Here is a 24810-nt window from a genome sequence, read left to right as displayed (position 1 = left end):
TACGGACAGCGCAGCAGCGTGGAGCCCAGGTGCTTGATCGTCTGGGGTATTCCGGTTATCCGTGGAGTGCCAGCGCCGCGGGCGCACAGCGGGCCCGCCGTGCGCCCGCGGTCGGTATCCGTCGCCGATCCACCGAGCGCCGCGTCCGCGTGAATTCCGGCAGGCATGTGGACAACTCCGTCCGCTCCCGGGTCCCCGCGCCTCCTTGGGAGAGGATGGCCCCATGCCGAACCGCCTGGCCCATGAGACCTCCCCCTACCTGCTCCAGCACGCCGACAACCCGGTCGACTGGTGGCCGTGGTCGTCCGACGCCTTCGAGGAAGCGCGGCGGCGCGGTGTGCCGGTCCTGCTCAGCGTGGGCTACAGCTCGTGTCACTGGTGTCACGTGATGGCGCACGAGAGCTTCGAGGATCAGGCCACCGCGGACCTGATCAACGAGCACTTCGTGGCGGTCAAGGTCGACCGGGAGGAGCGTCCCGACGTCGACTCCGTGTACATGGAGGCCGTGCAGGCCGCCACGGGGCAGGGGGGCTGGCCGATGACCGTGTTTCTCACGCCCGAGGCCGAGCCCTTCTACTTCGGTACGTACTTCCCGCCCGAGCCGCGCCACGGCATGCCGTCCTTCGGGCAGATCCTGGAGGGGGTGCGCAGCGCCTGGGCGGACCGGCGGGACGAGGTCGGCGAGGTCGCCGGGCGGATCGTCGCCGACCTGGCCGGGCGGTCGCTCACCGAGTCGCTGCCCGCGGACCGGCGGCCCCCGCTGCCGGAGGAGCTGCACGGTGCCCTGATGGGGCTGACCCGGGAGTTCGACGCGGTGAACGGCGGGTTCGGCGGGGCGCCCAAGTTCCCGCCGTCCATGGTGCTGGAGTTCCTGCTCCGCCACCACGCCCGCACCGGGTCCGCCGGGGCTCTGGAGATGGTGCAGGCGACCTGTGCGGCGATGGCCCGGGGCGGCATCTACGACCAGCTCGGCGGCGGGTTCGCGCGCTATGCGGTGGATGCCACCTGGACCGTGCCGCACTTCGAGAAGATGCTCTACGACAACGCCCTGCTGTGCCGGACCTACGCCCACCTGTGGCGGTCCACCGGCTCGGACCTCGCCCGGCGCATCGCCGTCGGGACCGCCGACTTCATGGTCCGCGAACTCCGCACCGAACAGGGCGGCTTCGCCTCCGCACTGGACGCCGACAGTGACGACGGGTCGGGCACCGGCAGGCATGTCGAGGGCGCCTACTACGTCTGGACGCCCGAGCAACTGCGCGCCGTACTGGGCGAGGAGGACGCGGAGTTCGCCGCCGCCCGCTTCGGTGTCACCCCGGAAGGCACCTTCGAGGAGGGCGCCTCGGTCCTCCAGCTCCCGGACGCCGACGGCCCGGTGGACGCCGACCGGGTGGCCTCCGTCCGGCAGCGGCTGCTCGCGGCGCGGGAGGAGCGGCCGCGCCCGGGGCGGGACGACAAGGTCGTCGCCTCCTGGAACGGGCTGGCCATCGCCGCGCTCGCCGAGACCGGCGCCTACTTCGACCGTCCTGACCTGATCCAGGCCGCCACCGACGCCGCCGACCTGCTGGTCCGCGTCCACATGGACTGGCAGGCCCGGCTGCACCGCACCTCCCGCGACGGCACGCCCGGCGCCAACTCCGGCGTCCTGGAGGACTACGCCGATGTCGCGGAGGGCTTCCTCACCCTGGCCTCGGTCACCGGGGAGGGCGTCTGGGCGGAGTTCGCGGGCTTCTTCCTGGACACCGTGCTGCTCCAGTTCACCACCGAGGACGGCGCCCTCTACGACACCGCGGCCGATGCCGAGGCCCTGATCCGCCGCCCCCAGGACCCGACCGACAACGCGACGCCCTCCGGGTGGACCGCCGCGGCCGGCGCGCTGCTGTCCTATGCGGCGCTGACCGGCAGCGAGCTCCACCGGGACGCCGCGGAGCGGGCCCTGGGCATCGTCACCGCGCTGGGCGGCCGGGCCCCGCGCTTCATCGGCTGGGGGCTGGCCGTCGCCGAGGCCGCGCTGGACGGTCCGCGCGAGGTCGCCGTCGTCGGCCCCCAGGGCGATCCGGCCACCGCCGCGCTGCACCGCGCCGCGCTGCTCGGCACCGCCCCGGGGGCGGTCGTCGCGCTGGGCGAACCCGGGGTCGACGAGGTGCCGCTCCTGAAGGACCGGCCCCTGGTCGACGGCCGGCCCGCCGCCTACGTCTGCCGCCGCTTCACCTGCGAGCGGCCGACGACGGAACCGGAGGAGCTGACGGAACGGCTCGGCGGGTAGCGGGTAGCGGGCAGGGGCGTCGTTCGGGTCTTGGCGGGCTCGCGGGGCCTACGGGGCCGGCGGCAGGTTTGACCTTGACGTGCGCGTCAGGTTCTAGCCTCGGGGCATGACAGAGCGCACACACCGTGAAGTCCGCCTGGCCGCCCGCCCCCGGGGGCCCGTCACCGATGACCTCTTCGAGATCGTGGAGGTGCCGGTTCCGGAACCCGGGCCGGGCCAGGTGCTGGTCCGCAACACCGTGATGGGCGTCGCCGCCGTGATGCGCACGCTGATGGACGAGAGCAGCGGGGTGCCGATGCCCCGCTACGAGATCGGCGAACCGCTGCACGGCGCCGCCGTCGGCGAGGTGGTGGCCACTGCCCCGGGGACCGACCTGCACCCCGGCGATCTGGTGGAACACCGCCTCGGCTGGCGCGAGTACGCCGTGGTGGACGCCGACCAGGCGCACCGGCTCGACCCCGGCCTGCTGCCCGACCCGGCGGCCTGCCTCTCGCAGGGCCCCACCGCCTGGATGGGGGTGGTGCGCGGCGCCGAAGTGCGCCCCGGCGACACCGTCTTCGTCACCGGGGCGGCGGGCGGAGTGGGCTCCCTGGCGGGCCAGATCGCCCGGCTGCGCGGCGCCGCCCGGGTCATCGGCAGCACGGGGTCGCCGGAGAAGGGGGACCGGCTGATCAAGGAATTCGGCTATGACGCGGTGGTGATCCGCGGCGCGGGCCCCATCGAGGAGCAACTGCGCGCGGCCGCCCCGGAGGGCATCGACGCGGTCTTCGACAACGTCGGCGGCGAGCAGTTGCAGGCCGCTCTCGCCCTCGCCAACCGGGGCGCCCGGATCGCCGTCGTCGGCGCGCTCGCCGGCCAGCTCTCCGGGGACGCCAGGGCCACCACGGTCGAGATCGACACCCTCTCGCTGCTCTCCCGCAGCGTCACCCTGCGCGGCGTCGCCCTCTACGAGCACCTGGACCTGATCCCGGAGTGGAACCGGCGCTTCGGCGAGGGGCTGCGCGAGGGCACCCTCACCTTCCCGCACACCCGGCTGCAGGGGATCGAGCAGGCGCCGCGGGCCCTGCGCGAGCTGACCGAGGGGCGTCATCTGGGCGCCGTGCTCGTGGAGTTGTGAGGTCACCGGGCCGCGTCGCCGGGCGGCGGGGCGAGGCACCCGCCGCTGTCGGTCGCCGGTTGTAGCCTGCACGAGTGACCACCTTGCTCGGACAGCGATCACTCGTCCAGGAGGCCGCGGCGCTGCGGGCCGGCGCCGACGACCCCGTCGACGCGGCGCGCCGCACCTGCGACCGGATCGACGCCGTGGATGCGCAGGTGCAGGCGTTCGTGCCGGAGGCCGGGCGGCGTACGCGGCTCCTGGAGGCGGCCCGCCGGCAGGCCGACGCGGGGCGGGCGGACGCCGCCGGCCGGCCCGTCCTGCACGGCGTCCCCGTCGGGATCAAGGACATCGTGCGCGCCGACGGGCTGCCCACCCGCGCGGGCTCGGCGCTGCCGCCCGAGGTGCTCGGCGGCGCGCAGGCCGCCGTCGTCGACCGGCTGTGCGCCGCCGGTGCCCTGATCGCGGGCAAGACCGTGACCGCGGAGTTCGCGGTCACCGCCCCCGGGCCGACCCGCAATCCGCACAACCCGGCGCACACGCCCGGTGGTTCGAGCAGCGGGTCGGCGGCCGCGGTCGCCGCCGGGATGGTGCCGCTGGCCATCGGGACGCAGACCGTCGGGTCGATGATCCGGCCCGCCGCGTACTGCGGCGTGGTCGGCTTCAAGCCGACCTACGGGCGGATCCCGATCGACGGCGTGATCCCCAACGCCGCCGGATTCGACACTCTCGGGTGCTACGCCACGGACGTGGCAGGTGTCGCCCTGGCCGCGTCGGTGCTGGTCGACGGCTGGCGGGCGCCGGAAGCGGCGGGGCGGGGAGCGCTCCCGGTGCTGGGCGTGCCGGCCGGCCCCTATCTGGCGCGCGCCGGCGACGAGGCGCTGCGTGCCTTCGCGGCGCAGCGGGAACTCCTCCGGGCCGCCGGATACACCGTCCGCGAGGTGCCGGTGATGGCCGACTTCGAGCAGATCGTGGAGCAGCTCTTCACGATGAACCGCTACGAGGTCGCCCGCGCCCACGCCGACTGGTTCGCCCGCTTCGGCGACCGCTACCGCCCCGAGACCACCTCGGCCATCCGGGAGGGCCACACGATCGGGGACGCCGCCTACGAAGCGGCCCGGGAACGGCGTACGGCCTTCCGCGCACGGCTCGCCGCGGACGGTGCCGCCGCCGGCATCGACCTGTGGATCGCCCCGTCGGCCACCGGCCCCGCGCCCGCCGACCTCACCACCACGGGCAGCTCGATCATGTGCCTGCCCTGGAGCAACGCCGGACTCCCGTCCGTCAGCGTGCCCGCCGGCCGGGCCGCGGACGGGCTGCCGCTCGGGCTCCAACTCGTCGGCGGCCACGGGGCGGACGAGGACCTGCTGTACGGGGCGGCGGGCATCGAGCGGGTGCTGGACGCCGCCTGCGCCCGGCACGACGACCGCCGCCCCGGCCCGGAGCGGCGTGGCTGAACCCGCCGGAGGGGGAGGGGAGATGCGCATCGGGGAAGCCGCCGCGGCCGCCGGGATGACGCCGCGGGCGCTGCGCTACTACGAGCAGCAGGGGCTGGTGACGGCCCGTAGGGCACCGTCCGGGCACCGGGTGTACGACGCGGAGGACATCCGCCGCCTGCGCGCGGTGCGCGAACTGCGGGACGCCGGGCTGACGGTGGGGGACGTACGCGCGTTCGCGCATCTGCTGCCCACGATGCCGCCCGGTGGGGTGCCGGACCTCGCTCCCCGGGGCGCGGATCCGGAACGATGCTCGGCGGTGGAAGCGGTCGCCCGGCGCCGGCTCGCCGACCTGGACGCCCGCATCGAGCGGCTGTCGCGCCTGCGGGCACGTCTCGCGGCCCGGCTGGGCGAACCGGGCGCCGGGGCGGCGGAAGCGGCGGCGCCGGCCGGGCCCGCGGAGCCGGCTGCCGTGACCCGCGCCGGGGCGGACAGCGGCCCGCTCTTCCGCCTGGACACGCTCCCGGCATCGGCATCGGCATCGGCGTCGGCACGGCCACCGGCCCCGGACCCGCCCCGGTCCCCTGGCCCGGCCTCCGCCACGGCACAGCCCGCGGCGCCGGGCTCAGCCCCGCCACCAGCCACGGCCGCGACCCCGCCCCCGACCTCGACGCCGGCCCCAACACCCCCTGGGTGCCCCGCCCTCAGAGCGTGAGCCCGCGCCCCAGGACGTCCATGGCCCGGTGGATCGACGCCTCGGCATCGGTGGTGCGGCCGCTCTCGCCCCAGTGGAGCAGCGCCTCCTGGAGCGCGGCCAGGATCACGGCGCTGATCACCCGCAGCTCCAGGTCGTCGGCCGGCCGTCCGGAGCGCTCCGCCAGGACGGTGGTGAGCATCGCGGCGTCCCGTGCGGTGCGCTCCGCGGTACGGCCCCGGATGGCGGGAACCTCACGGATCAGCCGGACGCGCTGGACGAGTTCACCCCGGTCCTCCGCCGTCATCGCGCGCAGCGCCTCGATGCTGATCTGCCGCACCGACTCGATCACCGGCTCGTCCGCGGGGCGGGCCCGGATCCCGGTCTCCAGTACGGCGTCGTACTCGTCCGTGAGCACGATGTCCTCTTTGGCGGGGAAGTAGCGGAAGACGGTGCTCGGGGAGACCTCGGCGGCCTCGGCGATCCGGTCGACGGGGGTCGCGTCGTACCCGTGCTCCTCGAAGAGCCGGTAGGCGGCCCGGCGGATCGCCTGCCGGGTCTGGATCTTCTTCCGCTCCCGCCGCCCGATCGGCGCCCCGGGCGGTGTGCTGGCGGAGATAGCTGCGGCCATGCGCAGCATTGTCGGGCATCGGACGGCCGGGAGGCCACGGCCGCCTTCGCGCGCGGGACGGGCCCTGGGCGGGCGGCAAGCCGGATTGTCAGTGGGGCGTGTCACGCTGTGCGTGAGAGTGATGACGCTCGGTGAATGCGAGGGGGAGGGGCAGCGTGTGGGAGGGGGTCGGCGCGTGGGAGGGGGCCGGCGCGTGGCGGGCTGTCCGGTGCGCCCGGCGCGGGAGTCGGGGACCCGGCGCATGAGAGCGAGCCCGGCGGGTGTGCGGGGGCCGGTGTGCGCAGGTGCGGAACGCCGTATGGCCGCGACCTCGGGGTCGCGGCCATACGGCGGGGCCGGGGCGGGTCCTTGGGGCCCGGGGGCTCAGGAGTGCGAATAGGCCACCAGGGAGATGCCGACGTAGTGCACGACGAAGGCCGCCAGGGTGAAGGAGTGGAAGACCTCGTGGAAGCCGAACCAGCGGGGCGAGGGGTTGGGGCGCTTGATCCCGTAGATCACGCCGCCCGCGCTGTAGAGCAGCCCGCCGACGATGACCAGCACCAGCACGGCGACGCCGCCGGTGTGCAGGAAGTCGGGGAGGAAGAAGACCGCGGCCCAGCCCATCGCGATGTAGCAGGGGGTGTAGAGCCAGCGCGGGGCGCTGACCCAGAAGACCCGGAAGAGGATCCCGGCGAGGGCGGCCGCCCAGACCGCCCAGAGCAGCGCCTGGCCACGGGAGCCGGGCATGAGCAGCATCGTCAGCGGCGTATAGGTGCCCGCGATGATCAGGAAGATGTTGGCGTGGTCGAGCCGGCGCAGTACGCCGTCGGCCCGCGGTCCCCAATTGCCGCGGTGGTAGAGCGCGCTGACGCCGAAGAGCAGGCAGGCGGTCATGGTGTAGATGGCGCAGGCCAGGCGGCCGCGGGGGCTGTCGGCGAGGGCGGTGAGTATGACCCCGGACAGCAGCGCGGCGGGGAACATTCCGGCGTGCAGCCAGCCGCGCAGTTTGGGCTTGAGGGGCGCGGCCGCGGCGGCGACGGCCGCGATCGCGGGCGGCGCGGAGGGGGGCTGGCTCTCGGCGGCGTCAGGCGCGGAAGTCATGGCCGTCATGCTACCTACGCGACCGTAAGTTACGGATTCATGCCGAAGTGGTGACGGTCACGAAGGCGCCCTCTGGACAGAACTCTATCCGGGTCGGATGATCAAATGAGTGCGGTCGGCACCGGATGAGCGGTCACGAAGCATCCGGGTCGCGGCCCCCAAGGGGCAGACAAACAAAAGAAGCGGGTTTTTCCGGCAAACCGGGCATAAATCCGTCCACACCCTCATCTAGGAGCGATCGTGGCGCGCGACAACGCGGCTCCCTCTGCCCATCCGACCCGTCACCAGGACCTCATCTCCTGGGTCGACGAGATCGCAGCACTCACCCAGCCCGACCGGGTCGTCTGGTGTGACGGCTCGGAGGCGGAGTACGAGCGTCTGTGCGAGGAGCTCGTCGACAAGGGCACGTTCAAGAAGCTCGACCCGATCAAGCGCCCCAACTCGTACTACGCGGCCTCCGACCCCTCGGACGTGGCGCGGGTCGAGGACCGCACCTTCATCTGCTCCGAGAAGGAGGAGGACGCCGGGCCGACCAACCACTGGAAGGCCCCCGCCGAGATGCGGGAGATCTTCGCCGGCGAGAAGGGCATCTTCCGCGGCTCGATGCGCGGCCGGACGATGTACGTCGTCCCGTTCTGTATGGGCCCGCTGGGCTCCCCGCTCTCCGCGATCGGTGTGGAGATCACCGACTCCGCCTACGTCGCGGTCTCGATGCGCACCATGACGCGCATGGGACAGCCGGTGCTCGACGAGCTCGGCGAGGACGGTTTCTTCGTCAAGGCGGTGCACACCCTCGGCGCCCCGCTGGCCGAGGGCGAGGCCGACGTGCCGTGGCCGTGCAACTCCACCAAGTACATCTCGCACTTCCCCGAGGACCGCGAGATCTGGTCCTACGGCTCGGGCTACGGCGGCAACGCCCTGCTCGGCAAGAAGTGCTACGCGTTGCGCATCGCCTCCGTCATGGCGCGTGACGAGGGCTGGCTCGCCGAGCACATGCTGATCCTCAAGCTGACCCCGCCGCAGGGCGAGGCCAAGTACGTCGCCGCCGCCTTCCCGAGTGCCTGCGGGAAGACCAACCTCGCGATGCTGGAGCCCACGATCTCCGGCTGGACGGTCGAGACCATCGGCGACGACATCGCGTGGATGCGCTTCGGCGAGGACGGCCGCCTCTACGCCATCAACCCGGAGGCCGGCTTCTTCGGCGTCGCGCCCGGCACCGGTGAGCACACCAACGCCAACGCCATGAAGACGATGTGGGGCAACTCCGTCTTCACCAACGTCGCGCTCACCGATGACGGCGACGTGTGGTGGGAGGGCATGACGGAGGAGAAGCCCGCGCACCTCACGGACTGGAAGGGCAACGACTGGACCCCGGAGTCCGGGACCCCGGCGGCCCACCCCAACGCCCGCTTCACCGTCCCCGCCGGCCAGTGCCCGATCATCGCGCCCGAGTGGGAGGACCCCAAGGGCGTGCCGATCTCGGCGATCCTCTTCGGCGGCCGTCGCGCCAGCGCCGTGCCGCTGGTGACCGAGTCGCTGACCTGGCAGCACGGCGTCTTCCTCGGCGCCAACGTCGCCAGCGAGAAGACCGCCGCGGCCGAGGGCAAGGTCGGCGAGCTGCGCCGCGACCCGTTCGCCATGCTGCCGTTCTGCGGCTACAACATGGGCGATTACATGGGTCATTGGGTCAAGGTCGGTGCGGATAAGGACCAGTCCAAGCTGCCGAAGATCTACTACGTCAACTGGTTCCGCAAGGACGACAAGGGCCGCTTCGTGTGGCCCGGCTTCGGCGAGAACGGCCGGGTGCTCAAGTGGATCGTCGAGCGGCTGGACGGCAAGGCCGAGGGCGTCGAGACGCCGATCGGTGTGCTGCCCACGAAGGCGGCGCTGGACACCGAGGGCCTGGACCTCGACGACGCCGACCTCGACTTCCTGCTCACCGTCGACAAGGACGTGTGGCGCGAGGAGGCGGCGCTGATCCCCGAGCACCTCAACACCTTCGGTGACCACACGCCGAAGGAGCTGTGGGACGAGTACCGCGCGCTGGTCCAGCGGCTCGGCTGACCGCCGCCGCGCCGCTCACGCCCGGCCGGGGCCCCGCATCGTCGGATGCGGGGCCCCGGCCCGTTCACCGTCCGCGGTAAGGAAGCCGGGCCGCGCAGTGCGGAAGCCGCGCCGCCCCGTTGGGCCGGTGGAGTGACGCCGGGGCGCCGGCGGGGGCGGGGAACGGAATGGCCGCGGAAGCGCAGGCCCCCGCCGAACGGGGCGGGCGGGCCGGCCCCGGGGGTCTCACGCCGTGGCGAGGTCCCGCAGCGGCGCGGCGTGGGCCTCCATCCGCTCCGCGGCCAGGGCCATGGCCGCCGCGTCCCCGCGGGACGTGGCGACCGCCAGGGCGTTGCCGGCGAGGGTGTGGGCGCGCTGCTGCAGGGCGCCGGCGCGGGACGGGCCGGCGCCGTCGGAGGGCTCGGCACGCAGCGGATAGTGGCCGCCGCTCAGCCGCGCGACCTGTTCCGCGATGCGCTCGGCGGCGGCGGCGAGCGCGGCGCCGTCCGGCGCGGCCCCGCGGGCCGCGCCGCCGTCCGCCCGCGTCGCCAGGGCGTGCAGCTCGTCGGTGACGGTGAGCAGCGCGGTGAGCTGTCCGGCGAGCCGGATGTCCAGCTCCTCCTCGCGGGAGCGGTGCGGGACCTCCGGGGCGGCGGCCATGGTGTGGACCGACTTGGTGCGGATCGGTTCGTACATGGGACGGCCTCCTGAAAGCGTCTAGGAGGCCATCCTAGCTTGGACGCTGTCTAAAGTTGTGGCTCGTACAGCAATCGGCCCCGGGTCAGTACTGTCCGTAGCCGTCGAGGAAGGAGCCGATCCGGGTGACGGCGTCCGTCAGATCGTCCTTGCTGGGCAGCGTGACCAGCCGGAAGTGGTCCGGCTCGGGCCAGTTGAAGCCGGTGCCGTGCACGATCATGATCTTCTCGGCGCGCAGCAGGTCGAGCACCATCCGCCGGTCGTCCTTGACCTTGTAGACGTGGGGGTCCAGCCGCGGGAAGGCGTAGAGCGCGCCCTTCGGCTTGACGCAGCTGACGCCGGGGATCTGCGTCAGCAGCTCGTACGCGGTGTCGCGCTGCTCCAGCAGCCGGCCGCCGGGCAGTACCAGTTCGTTGATCGACTGGCGGCCGCCGAGGGCCGTGGCGACCGCGTGCTGGGCAGGCATGTTGGCGCACAGCCGCATGTTGGCGAGGATCGTCAGGCCCTCGATGTACGAGGCGGCGTGCGCCTTCGGGCCGCAGACCGCCATCCAGCCGCTGCGGTAGCCGGCCACCCGGTACGACTTCGACAGGCCGTTGAAGGTCAGCGTCAGCAGGTCGGGGGCGAGCGAGGCGAAGGGGGTGTGGGTGACGCCGTCGTAGAGGATCTTGTCGTAGATCTCGTCGGCGCAGACGATCAGGTTGTGCCGCCGGGCGATCTCCGCGATGCCCCGCAGCAGCTCGTCGTCGTACACCGCACCCGTGGGGTTGTTGGGGTTGATGACGACGATGGCCTTGGTGCGGTCGGTGACCTTGCGCTCGATGTCGGCGAGGTCCGGCATCCAGTCCGCCTGCTCGTCGCAGCGGTAGTGCACGGCGGTGCCGCCGGAGAGGGAGACCGACGCCGTCCACAGCGGGTAGTCCGGGGCCGGCACCAGGACCTCGTCGCCGTCGTCCAGCAGCGCCTGCATGGACATCTGGATGAGCTCGGAGACGCCGTTGCCGAGGTAGATGTCGTCGACGGAGAGGTCGATGCCCTTGGTCTGGTAGTGCTGCATCACCGCGCGGCGGGCGGAGAGCAGGCCCTTCGCGTCGCCGTAGCCGTGCGCGGTGCCGACCGAGCGGAGGATGTCCTCCAGGATCTCGGGCGGGCACTCGAAGCCGAACGCCGCCGGGTTGCCGGTGTTGAGCTTGAGGATGCGGTGACCCGCCGCCTCCAGCCGCATGGCCTCCTCGAGCACCGGGCCACGGATCTCGTAGCAGACGTTGGCGAGCTTCGTTGACTGGATCACCTGCATGTCCGCCACCTTACGGGCGCGTTTCGGACCGTGCCCGGTGTTCTTCCCCACGTCCGTCGGCGGACGGTGTGGAGTGCGTCACGCGTAGTGACGCACCGTGGCCCGCCGCCGGGCGCCGCCCTCGGGGCGCCCGGCGGCGGGCCAGCGGGCGGCAGCGTGGCTCGGTACGCTCCGGGCGCATGACCACCTCGGCGTACTTACCCCCGCCCGCCGCCTCCCCGGCCGCGGCGCCCGCACCCTCGTCGCGCGGCCCCTTCGCGCTGCTCAACGACGAACCGGTGGCCGGACCCGACGACGATCTGCTCGGCGCCGGCCGGGCGGCCCGCCAGCTCGCCGGGCTGCTGGTCGCCTCCCGCGGCTCCACCCCGTTCACGCTGGCCGTCGACGCAGGCTGGGGCATGGGCAAGAGCAGCCTGATGCGGCTGGTCGACGCGGAGCTGGCGCACGCCCCCGACGTGCACACCGTCTGGTACAACGCCTGGACCTCGCAGGGGGCCGACGCGCTGGAAGGGCTGATCAAGTCCGTCCTGATGCGCTTCGACCGGCGCGTGCTGCGGCGCGCGCTGCAGCGGCTGTCCGAACGGCGGGCGCTGCTGCGGGCCGTACGGGCGGTGACGACCCTCGCCGCGGGACCGCTCGGGGTGGGCGGTCTGGTCGACGAGCTGTGGCGGACCCTGTCCGTCGACTCCCAGGCGCGCAACGAGATGCGCGGGGCGATCGGTGAGCTGGTGCAGGAGTGGTCGGAGTCCGACGGCTTCCGGCCGCGCCGGCTGCTGGTCGTCTTCATCGACGACCTCGACCGCTGCCCGGAGGAGACCGTGCTCGCGGTCTGCGAGGCGGTGAAGATCTATCTGGACGTACCGGGCCTGGCGTTCGTCATCGGGTGCGACCGCTCGGCGCTCGCCCCGGGCGGGCTGTTGCGCGATGCCTCCCCGGCCGCCTCGGCTTTCATGGAGAAGATCTTCCAGACGAGTTACCGGATTCCGGTGGCCGACCAGCAGGGCGTGCGGGAGTACATCCGGCGGTGCGCCCGGACCGTCGGGATCGACCAGCTCCTGGACGACCGGCTGACCACGCTGCTCGCGGAGCGCTCGGCCCGCAACCCCCGCCGCATCAAGCGCCTGGTGAACGGCTTCGTGCTGGAGGCGACGCTCAACCCGATGTGGGACGAGTTCGCGCCCGAGGCGGTGGTCAGGACGCTGCTCCTGCAGTACTTCTACCCCGACTTCTACCGGATGGTGGCCGGGGCGGCCGGCTCCGGTACGGGCGATGTGATCGCCGAGTTCCGCACCTACCAGCGGGTGCGCGCGCTGCTGCGGGCCCCCGGCCGGATCCCCGAGGCCGAGCTGCCGACGGTGACCCGTTTCCTGCGCGAGCACGACCTGCCGGAAGAGGATGTGAGGCGGTCGGGTGTGGTGCTGAGCCGGCTGGAGCGCCAACTGCCCAGCGGATTCCCCGAGATGGTGGGCGACCAGGAGTTCACCTCGCTGATCGACGGCCTGGTGGCGCTGCCCCGGTCCGGTGAGCTGCTGCGCCGGCTGCGCGAGGGGGCCGCACTCCCGGCGGAGGTGCGGCCGGAGCCCGTCGCGTACTCCGGGCCGCCCCCGGCCCGGGTGCCCTCCTCGGCGCGGAGCGGGGCGCGGACCGCGCCCTCCCGCGCGGACCTGTTGCGGGGGGTGCGCATCCTGTGGGTGGACGACCATCCGCGGAACAACGACTCACTGGCCGGCGCGTTCCGGGCGGCGGGCGCGGTGGTGCGGATCGCCGAGGACTCCCGCGCCGCCGACGACGCGCTCGCCGTCGAGACGCCGACGCTGATCATCTCCGACATCGAGCGGGGCGGTAATCCCCGGGAGGGCCTGGAGCACGTCGCGCGCCTGCGCCGCGACGGCCGCTACACCGGCCCGGTCGTCTTCTACGCGGGCCGCGTCACTCCGGAACGCGAGGCGGTGGCCCGGGAGCTGGCGGCGCATATGACGAGCAGCGGCAGCGAGATCGAGCGGCTGATCGTGCGCGCGGCCGAGGCGGGGTAGGGCGCGCACGCCGCTGCCATGGCACACGTCCCTGCCATGGCACGGGTCACACAGCGACGTAAGCGCCGAAAGTGCCGCAAACAGGAAACCGGTAGTCCGGCATACCGGTGCATTCCGCCCCGAGTGTGGTGCTGATTCCTGCGTGCGCGCCCCGCTCAGGGGGCACCGTTTGAATGATGAAAAGAGCGGGGCGCTAGCATATGAGCACCGCCTAGCTCGAAAGATAAGCCTGTGACTGTCAATGACGACTCGTTCACCAACTGGAAGAACCGCGAGGAGATCGCGGAGTCGATGATCCCGATCATCGGGAAGCTGCACCGTGAGCAGGACGTGACGGTCCTGCTGCACAGCCGCTCCTTGGTGAACAAGTCGGTGGTCAGCATCCTCAAGACCCACCGGTTCGCCCGGCAGATCGCCGGCGTGGAACTCTCGGTCACCGAGACGCTGCCGTTCCTGCAGGCACTCACCTCGCTCGACCTCGGCCCGTCCCAGATCGACATCGCCCTGCTCGCCGAGGCGTACCGCAGCGACGACCGTGGTCTGTCGGTGGCGGAGTTCACCGCCGAGGCCGTCGCCGGCGCCACCGGTACCGACAAGATCGAGCGCCGCGAGCCGCGCGATGTCGTCCTCTACGGCTTCGGCCGCATCGGCCGCCTCGTCGCCCGGCTGCTGATCGAGAAGACCGGTTCCGGCAACGGCCTGCGGCTGCGCGCCATCGTCGTCCGCCAGGGCGGCGACCAGGACATCGTCAAGCGCGCCTCGCTGCTGCGCCGCGACTCCATCCACGGGCAGTTCCAGGGCACGATCACCGTCGACGAGGCGAACAGCACGATCATCGCCAACGGCAACGAGATCAAGGTGATCTACGCCAACGACCCCTCCGAGGTCGACTACACGGCGTACGGCATCAAGGACGCCATCCTCATCGACAACACGGGCAAGTGGCGCGACCGCGCGGGCCTGTCGAAGCACCTGCGCCCCGGCATCGACAAGGTCGTCCTGACCGCGCCGGGCAAGGGCGACGTCCCCAACATCGTGCACGGCGTCAACCACGACACGATCAAGCCGGACGAGCAGATCCTGTCCTGCGCCTCCTGCACCACCAACGCGATCGTCCCGCCGCTGAAGGCGATGGCGGACGAGTACGGCGTGCTGCGCGGCCACGTGGAGACCGTCCACTCGTTCACCAACGACCAGAACCTGCTGGACAATTACCACAAGGCCGACCGCCGCGGCCGCTCCGCGCCGCTCAACATGGTCATCACCGAGACCGGTGCCGCCTCGGCCGTCGCCAAGGCGCTGCCCGAGCTCACCGCCCCGATCACCGGCAGCTCGATCCGGGTGCCGGTGCCGGACGTCTCGATCGCGATCCTCAGCCTGCGGCTCGGCCGGGAGACCACCCGCGAGGAGGTCCTCGACCACCTCCGCGACGTGTCGCTGAACTCGCCGCTCAAGCGCCAGATCGACTTCACCAGCGCCCCCGACGCGGTGTCGAGCGACTTCATGGGCTCGCGGCACGCCTCGATCGTCGACGCCGGCGCGACCAAGGTCGACGGCGACAACGCGATCCTCTACCTCTGGTACGACAACGAGTTCGGCTACTCCTGCCAGGTCATCCGGGTCGTCCAGCACGTCTCCGGCGTGGAGTACCCGACCTACCCGGCTCCGGAGGCCTGAGCCCGGGAACCGCTTCATCCGCCGGCCCTCCCACCGCCCCTCGGCGGCGGGAGGGCCGGCGTCGTCACTCCGCCCGTCCGGTCAGCACATGCTGCCCTTTCGTACCTTGCCCCGGTGAATCCCCGGCACGTATCCAGAAAGGGTCGACGAACTCGCGCCGGAAGAGGGACCCCCGTGCACCATCACGAGCAGGCCGGACATGCCGCAGCGGGCAGCGGCCGTACCCCGGTACACAAGCCCGCGCCCGCCCCGTCCGCACCGCCGCGCGCCGGCGTGCCCGCCCTGCCGGCCGGCGCCGGCAACGCCGCGGTCGTCCAGATGCTCCGTCAGGCCGGCCACCCGTGGTCCCAGGAGCAGCATCGGCACGGCGCCGGATGCGGCCACCGGCAGGCCGGTCCCGAGCCGGCGGCGCAGCCCGCGGTGCAGCGCTCCGCCGTCCACGAGGTGCTGCGCACGCCCGGCCGGCCGCTGGACGCCGCCACCCGGGCCGACATGGAAGCGCGGCTGGGCGCGGACTTCTCCGACGTCCGCATCCACCACGACGCCGCCGCGCGGGCCTCGGCCGCCGAAGTCGGTGCCCATGCCTACACCAGCGGCCATCACGTCGTCATCGGGGAGGGCGGTGCGGACAAGCACACCCTGGCCCACGAACTCACCCACGTCATCCAGCAGCGCCAGGGCCCCGTCGCCGGTGCCGACAACGGCAGCGGGCTGCAGGTCTCCGACCCGTCCGACCGCTTCGAGCGCGAAGCCGAGGCGAACGCCGTACGGGTCATGGTCGCCGGCCACCCGGCCGCCCAGAGCCTGCAACGCCGCACGGCGCCCGCTCCCGGGCCCGCCGTCCGCCCCGCCGTGCAGCGCGCCTACGACCACGACAACCCGGCGAACCCGCAGAACGTCATGACCACCGAGCACTGGGAACGCCGGGCGGGGATCATGGGCGCCGACGGCAGGGCCACGAAGGACATGGCCACCGCCAAGGTCGGCCTCGCCAACGCGGCCAAGAAGAACAAGAAGGCCAAGGCGGGGAAGGGCCGGACGATGGAGGAGATCGTCGCGACCGTCGGCCCGGACCTCCTGCGCCAGTTGCAGAGCAAGCCGGCGACGGCGGGGAAGCTGGAGCTGTACCGCTCCATGAGCCTCGAAGAGGCGGTCGGCATCGTGGAGTACTGGGGCAGTCCCGCGCGGGCCGCCGCCCTGGCGTACGTGGCGGACGGCCAGGGCTCGGCCAAGGAGTTCAAGACCCAGCACAAGGGCATGACCATCGGTGCCCACCTCGGGGACCGGGCCCAGGCCGAGGCGTACCACGGCATGGGCGGCGAGGCGTATCAGGTCATGCTGAAGTTCACGCTGAAGCCCGGTGCGCACGAACTCCTCTTCCAGCCGCAGCACATGGCCCTCGGGCCCTCCTACAACAGCGAGCTGATCCGCGGCGCCCACGACGGCGACTACCAGAACGCCAGCGCCAACGAGGGCGCGCTGCCCGGCTACATCGGGGTGAAGGCGGAGGAGAACGAGCCGTTCAGCATCGCCGTCGCGCAGGGGGCCAAGAGCAAGAAGGGCCGGGAGGCCGGACCGAGCCAGCTGCTGTTCCAGCTGTTCGTCGCGGACGTGGACGTCGTGGGCAACAAGTCGGGGACGCCGCTGCCGGGGGAGGCGGCCGTGGCAGCCGTGTGACGCGCACTGCCGCGGCCCGGCGGCGTCCCGGCCCTATCCCCGGCCGCGCCCCGTCGCCGTCCGCCGTACCGCCCGCCCCGCCAGGACATCCGTCCGCCGGCCGTCCTCCATCACGAACCGGCCGTCGATCAGCACATGCGGGATGCCGGTGGGCAGGGTGCGCGGGGCGTCGAAGGTGGACCCGGCGGCGACCGTCTCCGGGTCGAAGAGGACGAGGTCGGCGCGGTAGCCGGCCCGGACGAGGCCGCGGTCGGGGAGCCGCAGACGCGCGGCCGGGCGGCCGGTCAGATGGGCGACGCACTCCTCCAGGGACAGCACCCCCAGTTCGCGGACGTACCGGCCGAGGTACTGGGGGAAGGTCCCGTACGCGCGCGGATGCGGCTTGTGGCCCTGGAGGATGCCGTCGCTGCCACCGGTGTGGACCCGGTGGCGCATGATCCGGCGGACGTTGTCCTCGTGGCCGACGTGCTGCAGGATCGTCGAGCCCAGGCGGTCCTCGGTCAGCAGGCGCCGGGCGGTCGTCCACGGCTCCTCGCCGCGCTCCGCCGCGCTGCGGGCGACGGTCTTGCCGACGTAGCCGGACAGCGCCGGGTCGGCGACCCCGGAGATCTCGATGGTGTCCCACTCGATGGGCACCCCGTGGCAGCCGTCTGCGCCCTCGACCTCCATGACCCGGCGGATGCGCCCGGCCGTCGCCTCGTCGCGCAGGCGGGCCAGGATCGCCTCCGGGCCGCCCTCGCTCGCCCAGCTCGGCAGCATCGCGACCAGGGTCGTGCAGCCGGGGGTGTAGGGGTACGTGTCGAGGGTGAGGTCGGCGCCGGCGTCCAGCGCGCCGTCCAGGAGCGCCAGCAGCTCGGGCGCGCGGCCCTCGTTGACGCCGAAGTTCATGGTGGCGTGCGCCAGGTGCAGCGCACAGCCGGCCTCGCGGGTGAGCGCCACCATCTCCTCGTACGCCCGCAGGGCGCCGGCCCCGTAGGAGCGGTGGTGCGGGCAGTAGTAGCCGTCGTAGCGGGCCACCACCCGGCACAGTTCGGTCAGTTCCGCGTCGGAGGCGTACATCCCCGGGGTGTAGGTCAGACCCGAGGACAGCCCCACCGCGCCCTGCTCCAGGCCCTCGGCGACCAGCTGCTTCATCCGCGTCAGCTCGTCGGCGCCGGCGGGGCGGTCGTCCCAGCCCAGGGCCAGCATCCGGACGGTGCCCTGCGGGACGAGGTAGGCGGCGTTGACGGCGATGCCGTGGCCGTCGAAGCCGTGGTCGAGCCGGTCGAGGTAGCCGCCGACGGTGCGCCAGGTGAAGTCGACGGAGGTGTCGCCGGGGCCGCCGCCGTTCCAGCCGGTGATCTGGGTGCGGACCTCGGCGAGGGTCCGGTCGTCGACCGGGGCGTACGACAGGCCGTCCTGGCCGAGGACTTCGAGGGTGACGCCCTGGGCGGCCTTCGCCTCGTGCGCCGGGTCGCGCAGCAGCGCGAGGTCGCTGTGCGCGTGCATGTCGATGAAGCCGGGGGAGAGGGCGAGGCCGTGGCCGTCCACCACGCGGGCGGCGCCCGGGCGCGGGCCGCCGTCGGTCTCGCGGTGGATCACGGCGATCCGGCCGCCGGCCAGGGCGACATCGGCGCGGTAGGACGGACCGCCGGACCCGTCGAGGACGCGGACGTCGCGGAGCACGGTGTCCATGGCTGGGACTGCCTTTCTCGGTGCCTGCGGGCTTCCGGTCCTGGCCCGGCCCTTCTAGAAGAAGGTGCGGAGGTAGTCGGTGACCGTGCCGTCCTCCTCGACCAGCGGGATCAGCTGCCACTTGTCGAAGGACGTGCAGGGATGGGACAGGCCCAGCCCCACCCAGTCACCGACCTCCAGGTCGCCGGGCCGCTCGGTGGCGACCCAGGCGTGCTGGTCGGACAGGCCGGTGACGGTGATGCCGTCCGCCGGGCGCAGGGTGCCGTCCCGGCCGGACCGTACGACCTGGGCCCGCGGCAGATGCAGGTCGTGGGCCGCGTCGCGCTTGCCCGCGTTGAGGAACGCCTGCTCGGGCGTGGGGCGGGAGACGACCTGTGCCCAGAGGCGGAACGCGGGCCGCAGGGCGCCCTCCTCCGGGATGCGGCGGAAGGGGGTGACCGCGCTGTAGTGGCCGTCGTCGTGCGAGACGTAGGCACCCGAGCGCAGCAGCTTGAGGACCGGGGCGGACAGCTCGGGGACCTCGGCGAAGACCTCGGCCACCGCGTCGAACCAGGCGCTGCCGCCGGCGCTGACGATGATCCGGTCGAGGTCGGCGAACCGGCCCGACGCGTCGAACTCCACGGCCAGGGCGACCAGTCGGCGCAGCCAGGCCGTGACCCGCTCGGGGGTGGCGTCGGGCACCTCGCCCTCGTACCCGGCGACGCCCACCAGGCGCAGGGTGTCCACGCCCGCGATGGCGTCGGCGAGTTCCAGGCACTCGGCCCCGGTCCGCACGCCGGTACGGGCGCCCTCGCCCGCGCCGAGTTCGACGACGACGTCCACGGGGCGGGTGGCGCCGGCCTCGCGCAGCGCGGTGTCCATCAGCTCGATGCCGCGCAGCGAGTCGACGTAGCACACGAAGCGGAAGCCGGGGTCGGCGGCGAGCTCGGCGGCCAGCCAGCGCAGCGCGGCCGCGTCCACCAGCTCGTTGGCCAGGAAGATCCGGTCGATGCCGAAACGGCGGTAGACGCGGACCTGGTGGGGGACGGCGGCGGTGATGCCCCAGGCGCCGTGCGCCAGCTGGCGGGCGAAGAGCTGCGGCGCCATGCAGGTCTTGCCGTGCGGGGCGAAGGCCAGGCCGTGCCGCTCGGTGTAGGTCTCCAGCAGGGCCAGGTTGTGGGCGACGGACTCGGCGGAGAGGGCGAGGACGGGGGTGGTGAACCCGTCGCGGAAGAGGTTGCGGCGCTCGGCGGCGAGCTCGCCGACGGTCCGGCCCTCGGCGTCCGGGGGGAGCCCCTTGAAGCGGTGATCGACCCGCTCGCCGGCGAGTTCCGCGAGTCCCTGCGCGAGCCGTTCGCCGGCCATGGGGCCTCCTCAAAAGTCCGCGTTGCACTGTCTGCAACAGTCATTGCGCATATCGCTGACCGCTGTCTAACATCCGAGCCATCGCCCGGTCAACGGTGCCCAACGCGGCCGGAAGCGGCGGGAAACGGCCCGCACACCGCGCCGCACCGGGGCCCGGATCCCGTGCCGCACCCGGCCCGCACCCGCGCGCCACCCGGTCCGGGCAGGCACCACAGCGAAGGAGCGGAACCGATCGTGACCAGGCCCTCGAACGCCGGCGGCACCCCCGCCCGGGACGGCACGCCCGCCCCGGACGTCGACGTCGTCTGTCTCGGCGAGTCCATGGTCACCTTCCTGCCGACCCGGCCCGGCCGGCTCGCCGACGTACCGTCCTTCGACCGCGCCATCGGCGGCGCCGAGTCCAACGTCGCCTGCACCCTCGCCCGCACCGGCCACACCACGCGCTGGATCTCCGCGGTCGGCGCCGACGGCTTCGGCGACCACCTGCTGACCGCCGTCGCCGGCTGCGGCGTCGACGTCAGCCACGTCCGGCGCGACCCGCTGCGCCCCACCGGCGTCTACTTCCGCACCGCGGGCGACCGCGCCGGCGACACCCACGAGGTCGCCTACTACCGCGCCGGCTCCGCCGCCTCCGCCATGACCGCCGCGGACCTGGACCCCGCCGCGCTCCGCTCCGGCCGGATCCTGCACCTGTCCGGCATCACGGCGGCGCTCTCCGCGAGCTGCCTCGGCCTGATGCGCGAGCTGACCGCCCGCCGCCCCGGGCGCCCGCTGCTCTCCTTCGACGTCAACTACCGGCCGGGCCTCTGGCGCGAGGCGGCCGGGGCAAGGGAGCTGCTCGACCTCGCCCGGGGCGCCGACCTGGTCTTCGTCGGCGACGACGAGGCCCGGGACGCCTGGGGCCTGCACGGGGCCCGGGCCATCAGCGACGCCCTGCCGGAACCGGCCCTCCTGGTCGTCAAGCAGGGCCGCCGCGGCGCCACCGTGTTCCGGCGCACCACGGCGACGGGCGAGCGCGCCGGTGCCGCCCCCACCACCTTCGTCCCCTCCCTGAACGTCGATCTCGTGGCGGCCACCGGCGCCGGCGACGCCTTCGCCGCCGGGTTCCTCTCCGCCACCCTGCGCGGCCTGCCGGACCGCACCCGCATCCGCCACGGCCACCTGTGGGCCGCCGCGGCCCTCACCCACCCCGGCGACCTCGCCACCCCGCCCGGCCGCGCCCACGCCGACCGCCTGGCGGACCTCGACGACGCGGCCTGGGAGAGACTGCACCTCGGCCCCGGCTGGACCGAAGCCGGCGCCGGCGGCCACCGGGCCGACGAGGAGGTACGGACACCGTGAACGAGCGACGCGAGACAGCCCCCGACGAGAGGCGCGCCCCCGGCGACGGCAGGGACGGGCGAAGCGGGGCACGCGCATGAGCCAGACCGTCGACCGCGCGCTGAGCATCCTGCCGCTGCTCGCCGAAGGACCCGCCGACCTCGGGCAGGTCGCCGACCGCCTCGGCGTCCACAAGTCCACGGCCCTCCGCCTGCTGCGCACCCTGCACGAACACGGCCTCGTCTACCGCCAGTCCGACCAGCGCTACCGTCTCGGCGCCCGGCTCTTCAACCTCGCCCAGCAGGCCGTCGAGAACCTCGACGTCCGCGAGATCGCCCACCCCCACCTCGTCGAACTCAACGAGAGGTGCGGCCACACCGTCCACCTCGCCGTCCACGAGGAGAACGAGGTCCTCTACATCGACAAGGTCGAGAGCCGCTACCCGGTCCGGATGTACTCCCGGATCGGCAAGCCCGTCGCGATCACCGTCGCCGCGGTCGCCAAGCTGCTCCTCGCCGACCTGCCCGAACCCGAGCGCCGCGCCCTCGCGGAGAAGCTCGACTACCCCCTCTACACGTCCCGTTCGACCCCGAACGCCACGGCCTTCCTGGCCGAACTGGCCAAGGTCGGCGATCAGGGCTGGGCCACCGACCTCGGTGGCCACGAGGAGTCCATCAACTGCGTCGCGGCACCCATCCGCGGCACGGACGGCCGCGTGGTCGCCGCCATGTCGGTCTCCGCGCCGAACGTCGTCGTCACCGCCGAGGAACTCCTCACGCTGCTCCCGCTGGTGCGCCGCACCGCCGACACCATCAGCCGGGAGTACTCCGGAACCGCCATTCCCCAGTGACCACCGGCCCCGTGAGCGACCACGGGTCCCGCACAGGAAGCCTGAACACCATGACCGAGAAGATCGCGCTCACCCCGGCCACCCACACCACCCCGCCCGCGAAGTTCTCCCACGGCGTCAAGAAGGGCAACATCCTCCAGGTCGCGGGCCAGGTCGGCTTCCTCCCCGCCGTCGAGGGCCAGGCCCCCACCCCGGCCGGCCCCACCCTGCGCGAGCAGACCCTGCAGACCCTCGCCAACGTCCAGGCCATCCTCGAAGAGGGCGGCGCGAGCTGGGACGACGCGATGATGATCCGCGTCTACCTCACCGACGTGGACCACTTCGCCGAGATGAACGCGATCTACAACGCCTACTTCGAGGAGCAGGGCCTCAAGGAGGCCCCCGCCGCCCGCACCACCGTCTACGTCGGCCTGCCCAAGGGCCTGCTCATCGAGATCGACGCCCTCGCCGTCCTGAGCTGAGGCCGAAGAACCCTTGCTCCGCCTGCCGTTAGCGCCACCCCGAGCGCACTGTTCGCCGCACGGCACGGCGCCCCGTACCGACGGGGCGCCGTGCCGCGGACCCCCCTGCCTGGAGATGCCTTCCAGGGGCCACCCGGACCTGCCCGGAAACCGCCCCTGCCTGACAACGGAGTCACCCCATGTTCCTCGCCGCCGCGCCCGCCGCCCCCGCGCCACCACCCCACACCGGTGGACTGACCGCCCTGATACCGGGCACCGCGGGGCTCCTCACGGTCGCCGCCCTGGGCATCGCCCTGCTCCTCGTCCTGATCATCAAGGTCCGGCTGCAGCCGTTCGTCGCACTGCTGACGGTCTCCATCGCGGTGGGCCTGGCCGCCGGCCTCTCCGTCACCGAACTCTTCGGCACGGTCCAGAAATCCGACGCCGTCTCGATGATCGAGACCGGCATGGGCGGCATCCTCGGCCACGTCGCCATCATCATCGGCCTGGGCACCATGCTCGGCGCGATCCTCGAAGTCTCCGGCGGCGCCGAGGTGTTGAGCTCCCGGCTGCTCCGCCTCTTCGGCGAGCGGCGCGAACCGCTCGCCATGGGCCTGACCGGCCTGATCTTCGGCATCCCGGTCTTCTTCGACGTCGGCATCTTCGTCCTCGCCCCGATCGTCTACGCGGCCGCCAAGCGCAGCGGAAAGTCGATCCTGCTCTACTGCATGCCGCTGCTGGCGGGCCTGTCCATGACCCACGCCTTCCTGCCGCCGCACCCCGGCCCGGTCGCCGCCGCCGGCCTCTTCAAGGTCGACCTCGGCTGGATCATCCTCATGGGCGTCCTCTGCGGCATCCCGGCCGTGCTTGCCGCCTGGGGCTACGCGGCCTGGATCGGCAAGCGCCTCTTCGTCCCCGTCCCCCAGGACATGGTCGAGGCGGCGGACGAGGCCAAGGCCGCGGTCGCCGCGCAGAAGGCGACGGCCGGCGCCACGCCCGACGAGAGGCCGGTCCCCCTGGCCACGGTCCTCACCATCATCGGCACCCCGCTGCTCCTCATCCTCCTGGCGACCTTCTCCTCCATCGCCCTGGCCCCCTCCACCGGCCGCTCGGTGATCGAGTTCTTCGGCCACCCCTTCGTCGCCCTGACGATCGCCCTGCTGATGTCCTACTACCTGCTGGGCATCCGCCGCGGCTGGTCCCGCACGTCCCTGGAGACGGTCTCCACCGCCTCCCTCAAGCCGGTCGGCAACATCATCCTGGTCGTCGGCGCGGGCGGCATCTTCGGCGCCGTCCTCAAGGGCAGCGGTGTCGCCACCGCCCTCTCCGACACCTTCCACGACGTCGGCCTCCCCGTCATCGTCCTCGCCTACCTCCTCTCCCTCGTCCTCCGCGTAGCCCAGGGCTCCGCCACGGTCGCCATCGTCACCACCGCCGGCATCGTCGTCCCCCTCGTCGAGGGCCAGGACCTGTCCCAGCCCCACCTCGCCCTGATCATCATGGCCATCTCGGCAGGCTCGATCTTCGCCTCGCATGTGAACGACGGCGGCTTCTGGATGGTCAGCAAGTACTTCGGGATCACGGAACGCGACACCCTCAAGTCCTGGACCGTGCTGGAGTCCGTCCTCTCGGTGGCCGGATTCGCGGTGGCGGCGCTGGTGAGCCTGGTCGTGTAGGCGCGGGTCGCGACATCTTGTCTCCTTTACGCACAGGGGGCGCCCGGCATCCGGCGTCCCCTGCGCGTCATGCCACGCGCCCGTACGCCCGTGCCCCCTCGCGCGGCAGCACCGCCCACAACCGCGTCCCGTCGCCGGGCTCGGACGACTCCCCGAACCCCCACTCACCGTCACAGGCGCGCATCACACAGGCATGGGCTGGATGCATGCCCGTACGCTCGGGGCGCGCGAATCTCGGGACTTTATTCACCGCATCGTCCGACAGCTCTGAGGAGGGCCACATGGCTCAGATTGCCTGGGAAGACCCCTACTGCGCGGAAGGCAACAACTGCTTTCGCATAGGTACCGACGGTCAGGGCAACGCTTATATCGCGGTGGCGGGTGCTGAGGATGCCTACGTGACCGACACCCGCGAGGCACTCCGCACGCTCATCCGCGAGATAAAGGCCGGCAAGGCGGATCACTTGCTCTAGGGAGGCCGTATGAAAGACATCAACTGGGAAGAGCCCTACTGCGGCGAAGGCAACAACTGCTTCCGCATAGGGACCGATGACCAGGGCAACGCCTACATCGCCGTGGCGGGCGCCGAGCACGCCTACGTCAGCGACACCCGCGAAGCTCTCCGCACGCTCATCCGTGACATAAAGGCGGGCAAGGCGGATCACCTGCTCTAGGGAGGTCGCCATGCGAGACATCCGCTGGGAAGAGCCGTTCTGCGCCGAGGGCTCGGCCTGCTTCCGCCTCGGCATCGACGAAGAAGGCAACGCCTACATCGCCGTAGCGGGCGCCGAGCACGCCTACGTGACCGACACCCGCGAAGCTCTCCGCACGCTCATCCGCGAGATAAAGGCCGGCAAGGCCGACCACCTGCTCTAGGCGT

Annotated in this window: 21 protein-coding genes; 15 read left to right on the top strand and 6 right to left on the bottom strand. The window is 72.7% G+C overall.

Annotated elements, in window-relative coordinates:
- The first annotated feature begins 223 nt into the window (after positions 1-223).
- From K7396_RS13420 to K7396_RS13405, 4 genes are all read left to right on the top strand, one after another.
- On the top strand, positions 224-2266 hold the full coding sequence (locus tag K7396_RS13420; protein ID WP_086716548.1) for a thioredoxin domain-containing protein: 2043 nt from the start codon (positions 224-226) through the stop codon (positions 2264-2266).
- Positions 2267-2372: 106 nt separating this feature from the next.
- Positions 2373-3383, top strand: coding sequence for an MDR family NADP-dependent oxidoreductase (locus K7396_RS13415; protein ID WP_086716547.1), 1011 nt, complete (start codon positions 2373-2375; stop codon positions 3381-3383).
- Between the two features lie 74 nt (positions 3384-3457).
- Entirely contained in the window at positions 3458-4819 is a 1362-nt protein-coding gene (locus K7396_RS13410) for an amidase (RefSeq protein WP_086716546.1), read from the top strand.
- Between the two features lie 22 nt (positions 4820-4841).
- A complete protein-coding gene (locus tag K7396_RS13405; RefSeq protein WP_176605158.1) occupies positions 4842-5513 on the top strand; it encodes a MerR family transcriptional regulator in 672 nt (223 codons plus the stop codon).
- Here K7396_RS13405 and K7396_RS13400 read toward each other — a convergent pair.
- On the bottom strand, positions 5503-6132 hold the full coding sequence (locus tag K7396_RS13400; RefSeq protein WP_152104536.1) for a TetR/AcrR family transcriptional regulator: 630 nt from the start codon (positions 6130-6132) through the stop codon (positions 5503-5505). The two genes, K7396_RS13405 and K7396_RS13400, sit on opposite strands and share 11 nt — an antisense overlap.
- A gap of 354 nt (positions 6133-6486) precedes the next feature.
- Positions 6487-7203: a PAQR family membrane homeostasis protein TrhA gene (trhA, locus tag K7396_RS13395; RefSeq protein ID WP_152104537.1), complete on the bottom strand. Its 717-nt coding sequence runs from the start codon at positions 7201-7203 to the stop codon at positions 6487-6489.
- A gap of 240 nt (positions 7204-7443) precedes the next feature.
- On the opposite strand from trhA, the gene K7396_RS13390 reads away from it, so the two are divergent.
- The gene (locus tag K7396_RS13390; protein ID WP_152104538.1) at positions 7444-9267 is read left to right on the top strand and encodes a phosphoenolpyruvate carboxykinase (GTP); all 1824 of its coding nucleotides are present in this window, start codon (positions 7444-7446) and stop codon (positions 9265-9267) included.
- 225 nt (positions 9268-9492) lie between these two features.
- Here K7396_RS13390 and K7396_RS13385 read toward each other — a convergent pair whose 3' ends face one another.
- Entirely contained in the window at positions 9493-9942 is a 450-nt protein-coding gene (locus tag K7396_RS13385; RefSeq protein ID WP_152104539.1) for an SCO4983 family protein, read from the bottom strand.
- Positions 9943-10027: 85 nt separating this feature from the next.
- The gene (locus K7396_RS13380) at positions 10028-11239 is read right to left on the bottom strand and encodes a pyridoxal phosphate-dependent aminotransferase (protein WP_086718360.1); all 1212 of its coding nucleotides are present in this window, start codon (positions 11237-11239) and stop codon (positions 10028-10030) included.
- A 179-nt stretch (positions 11240-11418) separates the two neighbouring features.
- Between K7396_RS13380 and K7396_RS13375 the strand changes: the two genes are divergently transcribed.
- The 3 genes from K7396_RS13375 (at position 11419) to K7396_RS13365 (ending at position 16626) form a co-directional block, all read left to right on the top strand.
- On the top strand, positions 11419-13272 hold the full coding sequence (locus K7396_RS13375) for a P-loop NTPase fold protein (protein ID WP_086718359.1): 1854 nt from the start codon (positions 11419-11421) through the stop codon (positions 13270-13272).
- A 231-nt stretch (positions 13273-13503) separates the two neighbouring features.
- Positions 13504-14949 carry a glyceraldehyde-3-phosphate dehydrogenase gene (locus tag K7396_RS13370; protein WP_086718358.1) on the top strand — a complete coding sequence of 482 codons (1446 nt, stop codon included), beginning with the start codon at positions 13504-13506 and terminating at the stop codon, positions 14947-14949.
- 174 nt (positions 14950-15123) lie between these two features.
- Positions 15124-16626: an eCIS core domain-containing protein gene (locus tag K7396_RS13365; RefSeq protein ID WP_373866911.1), complete on the top strand. Its 1503-nt coding sequence runs from the start codon at positions 15124-15126 to the stop codon at positions 16624-16626.
- Positions 16627-16659: 33 nt separating this feature from the next.
- Here K7396_RS13365 and K7396_RS13360 read toward each other — a convergent pair whose 3' ends face one another.
- Entirely contained in the window at positions 16660-18300 is a 1641-nt protein-coding gene (locus K7396_RS13360) for an N-acyl-D-amino-acid deacylase family protein (RefSeq protein ID WP_086718357.1), read from the bottom strand.
- Between the two features lie 54 nt (positions 18301-18354).
- Positions 18355-19644 carry an amino acid deaminase gene (locus tag K7396_RS13355; protein ID WP_086718356.1) on the bottom strand — a complete coding sequence of 430 codons (1290 nt, stop codon included), beginning with the start codon at positions 19642-19644 and terminating at the stop codon, positions 18355-18357.
- Positions 19645-19965: 321 nt separating this feature from the next.
- On the opposite strand from K7396_RS13355, the gene K7396_RS13350 reads away from it, so the two are divergent.
- The 7 genes from K7396_RS13350 to K7396_RS13315 all read left to right on the top strand — a co-directional run bounded on the left by K7396_RS13350 (position 19966) and on the right by K7396_RS13315 (position 24806).
- The gene (locus K7396_RS13350) at positions 19966-20985 is read left to right on the top strand and encodes a sugar kinase (protein ID WP_233476799.1); all 1020 of its coding nucleotides are present in this window, start codon (positions 19966-19968) and stop codon (positions 20983-20985) included.
- Positions 20986-21061: 76 nt separating this feature from the next.
- A complete protein-coding gene (locus tag K7396_RS13345) occupies positions 21062-21814 on the top strand; it encodes an IclR family transcriptional regulator (RefSeq protein WP_152104540.1) in 753 nt (250 codons plus the stop codon).
- 50 nt (positions 21815-21864) lie between these two features.
- On the top strand, positions 21865-22275 hold the full coding sequence (locus tag K7396_RS13340; RefSeq protein WP_152104541.1) for a RidA family protein: 411 nt from the start codon (positions 21865-21867) through the stop codon (positions 22273-22275).
- 179 nt (positions 22276-22454) lie between these two features.
- Positions 22455-23930, top strand: a complete 1476-nt coding sequence (locus K7396_RS13335) for a GntP family permease (protein WP_152104542.1) — start codon at positions 22455-22457, stop codon at positions 23928-23930.
- 281 nt (positions 23931-24211) lie between these two features.
- The gene (locus K7396_RS13325; RefSeq protein WP_086715784.1) at positions 24212-24403 is read left to right on the top strand and encodes a hypothetical protein; all 192 of its coding nucleotides are present in this window, start codon (positions 24212-24214) and stop codon (positions 24401-24403) included.
- A gap of 9 nt (positions 24404-24412) precedes the next feature.
- Positions 24413-24604 carry a hypothetical protein gene (locus tag K7396_RS13320; RefSeq protein ID WP_086715785.1) on the top strand — a complete coding sequence of 64 codons (192 nt, stop codon included), beginning with the start codon at positions 24413-24415 and terminating at the stop codon, positions 24602-24604.
- A 10-nt stretch (positions 24605-24614) separates the two neighbouring features.
- Positions 24615-24806, top strand: coding sequence for a hypothetical protein (locus K7396_RS13315; RefSeq protein ID WP_086715786.1), 192 nt, complete (start codon positions 24615-24617; stop codon positions 24804-24806).
- Positions 24807-24810: the final 4 nt, after the last annotated feature.

Source organism: Streptomyces angustmyceticus (assembly GCF_019933235.1).
In the GTDB taxonomy this organism is placed as follows: Bacteria; Actinomycetota; Actinomycetes; order Streptomycetales; family Streptomycetaceae; genus Streptomyces; species Streptomyces angustmyceticus.
Note: the sequence above shows the minus strand (reverse complement) of the source record. Positions and strands in the feature narration are given on the sequence as shown.